This is a genomic window from Phenylobacterium sp. (genome assembly GCF_036495085.1).
Lineage (GTDB): Bacteria > Pseudomonadota > Alphaproteobacteria > Caulobacterales > Caulobacteraceae > Phenylobacterium.
In genome coordinates this window covers 1-3,996 of the sequence record NZ_DASXNL010000197.1, presented here as the reverse complement: position 1 = coordinate 3,996, position 3,996 = coordinate 1, and the positions used below count along the sequence as shown (strand labels likewise).

Annotated in this window: 5 protein-coding genes; all 5 read left to right on the top strand. The window is 66.9% G+C overall.

Annotated elements, in window-relative coordinates; translation table 11 throughout:
- Window positions 1–280 (top strand): putative dsRNA-binding protein (locus tag VGI62_RS22365; RefSeq protein ID WP_331506824.1); only part of this gene is annotated, 280 nt, incomplete at its 5' end.
- A complete protein-coding gene (gene era, locus VGI62_RS22360; protein WP_331506823.1) occupies window positions 277–1,209 on the top strand; it encodes a GTPase Era in 933 nt (310 codons plus the stop codon). The genes VGI62_RS22365 and era, both read left to right, overlap by 4 nt.
- Window positions 1,210–1,406: 197 nt before the next feature.
- Entirely contained in the window at window positions 1,407–1,862 is a 456-nt protein-coding gene (locus tag VGI62_RS22355; RefSeq protein WP_331506822.1) for a hypothetical protein, read from the top strand.
- Between the two features lie 215 nt (window positions 1,863–2,077).
- Entirely contained in the window at window positions 2,078–2,809 is a 732-nt protein-coding gene (recO, locus tag VGI62_RS22350) for a DNA repair protein RecO (protein ID WP_331506821.1), read from the top strand.
- 179 nt (window positions 2,810–2,988) lie between these two features.
- Window positions 2,989–3,996 (top strand): DNA gyrase subunit A (locus tag VGI62_RS22345; protein WP_331506820.1); only part of this gene is annotated, 1,008 nt, incomplete at its 3' end.

Below are 3,996 nucleotides of genomic sequence, written 5' to 3'. Positions count from 1 at the left end.
CCGTGACTTCGTACTGGCCTTCTGGGCCGACCTGCTCGACAACCTCGACGCTCCGACCAAGGACCCCAAGACCATGTTGCAGGAATGGGCCATGGCGCGCGGCCTGCCGGCGCCCGACTATCGGGTGCTCAAGCAGGAAGGTTCGGCGCACGAGCCGGTGTTTACGATCGAGGCGCGCCTGCCGGGCCTCGAACCCATGACCGCGGTCGGCGGCTCCAAGCGCGAGGCCGAGCGACTTGCGGCTGATGCGATGCTGATCCGCCACGCAGGCGCCCTATGACCAGAGCCGGGTTCGCCGCCGTTATCGGCGCCCCGAATGCGGGGAAGTCGACGCTCACCAACCGCCTCGTAGGGGCCAAGGTCTCGATCGTCACGCAGAAGGTGCAGACCACGCGCTTCCCTGTCCGGGGCGTCGCCATGGAGGGCGACGCGCAGATCGTGCTGGTGGATACGCCTGGTATCTTCCAGCCCCGGCGCCGGCTTGACCGGGCAATGATCCGCGCGGCCTGGGGCGGTGCGCAGGACGCCGACGTCATCGTTCATCTGGTCGACAGCGTCGCTGAACTCGCCGCCGAGGTCCCCGGAGCCAAGGCCGCTGACAAGCGCGCCGCGATCGACGTTGAGTCCATCGTCGAGGGGCTCAAGACGGCCGGCAAGACCGCCATACTGGCGCTCAACAAAATCGACGGCATGAAGCGCGAAACCCTGCTCGCGCTTTCCAAGCGGCTCTACGACACCGGCGTTTATTCCGAAGTCTTCATGATCTCTGCGGCCGATGGCTCCGGCGTCGACGACCTCAAGCGCCGCCTCGCCGAGCTGATGAAGGAAGGCCCCTGGTTCTACCCGGCCGAGCAGACGGCAGACATCCCCGCGCGCCTCCTGGCCGCCGAGATCACCCGGGAGAAGCTTTACCTGCGGGTCCACGAGGAACTTCCCTATGCGGCCGCCGTCGAGACCACGGCCTTCGAGGAACGTAAGGACGGCTCGGCCCGCATCGAGCAGACCATCTATGTCGAGCGGGAAAGCCAGCGCCCGATCATCCTTGGCAAGGGCGGCCAGACGTTGAAATGGATCGGACAGAAGGCCCGCGAAGAGCTGGTCCAGCTTCTGGACCGGCCGGTCCACCTCTTCCTGCACGTCAAGGTCGACGAACGCTGGGCGGACAAGCGCGAGTTCTATGGCGACGTGGGCCTGGACTTCGACGCCTAGCAAACGCTTTCGGCGCCCTGGGTCGCATGGACTTGGCGCGGATCGGCAAAAGATCGGCTTCCGGTCGGCGATAGATCAAGCCCAGTCCGTATATGCACGTGGGATCGTAGCGGAGCCGGGGCTGGTGGGGCCTGGTCCTGGCTCAACCACGCGGGTCCGGCGTTACGGATCAAGGCTCCGTACGGGGGATGCTGATCGTGAAACGCCTTATCGTGGCCCTTCTGCTGGCTGGTGCGCCGCTTGCCGCACGTGCCGAAAACTTCACCTTCGTGAACACGAACTCAGGAGGCGACCAGGTCGTGCTTCCGGCATCTGCGCCGGACGGCCGTCCGATCGGCGCGAGCCTCAACGCCGTGACGACGGTGGCCACCTTCGCCGACGGCCACAAGGCCGAGACCAAAGCACGCTGCTCGAGCTGGATCCTGCCACCGGGCTCCGATTTCGGGACCAACGGGGTGTGCGAGTACAAGGATGCGAACGGTCCGCTCTACCAGAGCCGGTTCACCTGCTCTGCGCCCGTGAAAGGTGGGAACGGCGTGGACTGCTGGGGCTCACTGATCGGAACCGGCGGCGTCTGGAAGGGCCGCACCGGCGCCTTCTCGCTTCACAACAGCCAAAGCGCAGTCCGCGGCGAAGGCCACTGGAACGAATAGCGCCGCCCGTCAGAGCTGCCATCAACTGCCGTGAGGTCCGCAGCTATGCTGCGGACCTTTCTGGCCTCGCCCGACATCCTGCCTCGCGGTGACCGAACGTTGCGGATCCGCGGAACCCGCGGAATTTGCGGACTGGTGACGTTGGTCGCGGCTGCGGCCAGCTTCGCCTCGCGCCTACCTTTCCGTGGTTCCAATTCTTCAGCTACTAACGCGCGATGGAATTCGAAGACGATGCCTTCGTGTTATCCGCCCGTCCGTTTGGCGAGGCCGGGGCCATTGTGGAATTCCTGACCGCCGACCACGGCAAGTACGCCGCGCACGTGGCGGGCGGGGCGTCGCGCAAGATGAAGCCGTTCCTACAGGCCGGCGCCCGGGTCCTGGTCCGCTACCGCGCCCGGGTCTCCGACCAGCTGGGTTCGGCCGCCCTGGAGCCGGTAGGCGAGGGGCCGTCTGCACTCTTCGACGACCCGTTGGCGCTGGCCGGCCTCTCCGCGGCCGCGGCGGTGGCGGCGGGCGCGCTGCCGGAACGGGAACCGCATCCAGGCGCCTACCTTGCCTTCCGGGCGCTTTCCGAGGCGTTTGCCCACACCGACTATTGGCCCGCGGTCTTCGTACGCTTCGAGGCCGGTCTGTTGCAGGAGCTGGGATTCGGCCTCGACCTCTCCAAATGCGCGGCCACCGGGACCACGGACGATTTGGTCTACGTCAGCCCCAGGACCGGCCGCGCCGTCTCCCGCGCCGCCGGCGAGCCCTACAAGGATCGAATGCTGGCCCTACCGCCATTCCTACTCTCCAGCCAGTCCCGCCTGCAGGACGGCGACGTTGGCGCGGGCCTTGCGCTCACCGCCCACTTCCTCGAGCAGTTCATCTTCAACCCGCTCAACCGTCCCCTGCCGCCGGCGCGCCTTTGGCTGGTCGATCGGCTGGGCGAGGCCGGCAGGCTCTGAGCGAGACGCCGTTCCGACACTGCTGAATAGGGCGGACGACGCGGAAATCGGCGGGCGAGTTCGCATGCCAGGGCTTACGTGGCGCCTTCAGCGTCCTTCTCTCATCTCCGAGTTCAAAGTCCTGCCGTTCGGCGGCCGGCGCCTCTAAGGTAGCGTCCCTCACTCTCCTGCTGATTCCCATGAACGACATCACAACCACCACCCCGCCGCCCGGCGCTCCCGGTCCCGGCGACCGGATTATCGACGAGCCGCTTACCGAGGCGCTCAGCCGCCGCTATCTGGCCTACGCGCTCAGCGTCATCACCGACCGTGCGCTGCCGGACGTGCGCGATGGGCTGAAGCCTGTGCAGCGGCGCGTGCTCTACGCCATGCGCGAGATGCGCCTGAACCCCGACAGCGCCGCGCGCAAGTGCGCCAAGGTGGTCGGCGAAGTGATGGGCGGCTATCACCCACACGGCGACCAGTCGATCTACGACACCCTCGTGCGCATGGCCCAGGACTTCGCCCAGCGCTATCCGTTGGTCGACGGCCAGGGCAACTTCGGCAACATCGACGGCGATAACCCCGCGGCCATGCGCTACACCGAGGCGCGCCTGACCGAAGCTGCGACCCTGCTGCTCGATGGGATCGACGAGGACGCAGTCGACTTCAAGCCGACCTACGACGGCCAGGATGAAGAGCCGGTCGTACTGCCCACCGGCTTTCCGAACCTCCTGGCCAACGGGGCCACCGGCATCGCCGTCGGCATGGCCACCTCCATCCCGCCGCACAATGCCGCCGAGTTGGTCGACGCGTGCCTGGCCCTGCTCGACAACCCCCAGGCCACCACCGAAGACTTGATGGCCCATGTGAAGGGCCCGGACTTCCCGACTGGCGGCGTCATCGTGGAGCCGACCCGTTCGCTGCTGGACACCTACGAGACCGGCCGCGGCGGCGTGCGCCTGCGCGCGCTCTGGGAAAAGGAGGAGACCGGGCGCGGGACCTACCAGATCATCGTCACCCAGATTCCCTACCAGGTGAGGAAGGCTGACCTCGTGGAACAGCTGGCCGAGCTGATCGAGGCCAAGCGCACGCCTTTGCTGGGCGATGTCCGCGACGAGAGCGCCGAAGACGTACGCCTGGTGCTCGAACCCAAGTCCCGCAACGTCGAGCCCGAAGTCCTCATGGAGAGCCTCTTCAAGCTCTCC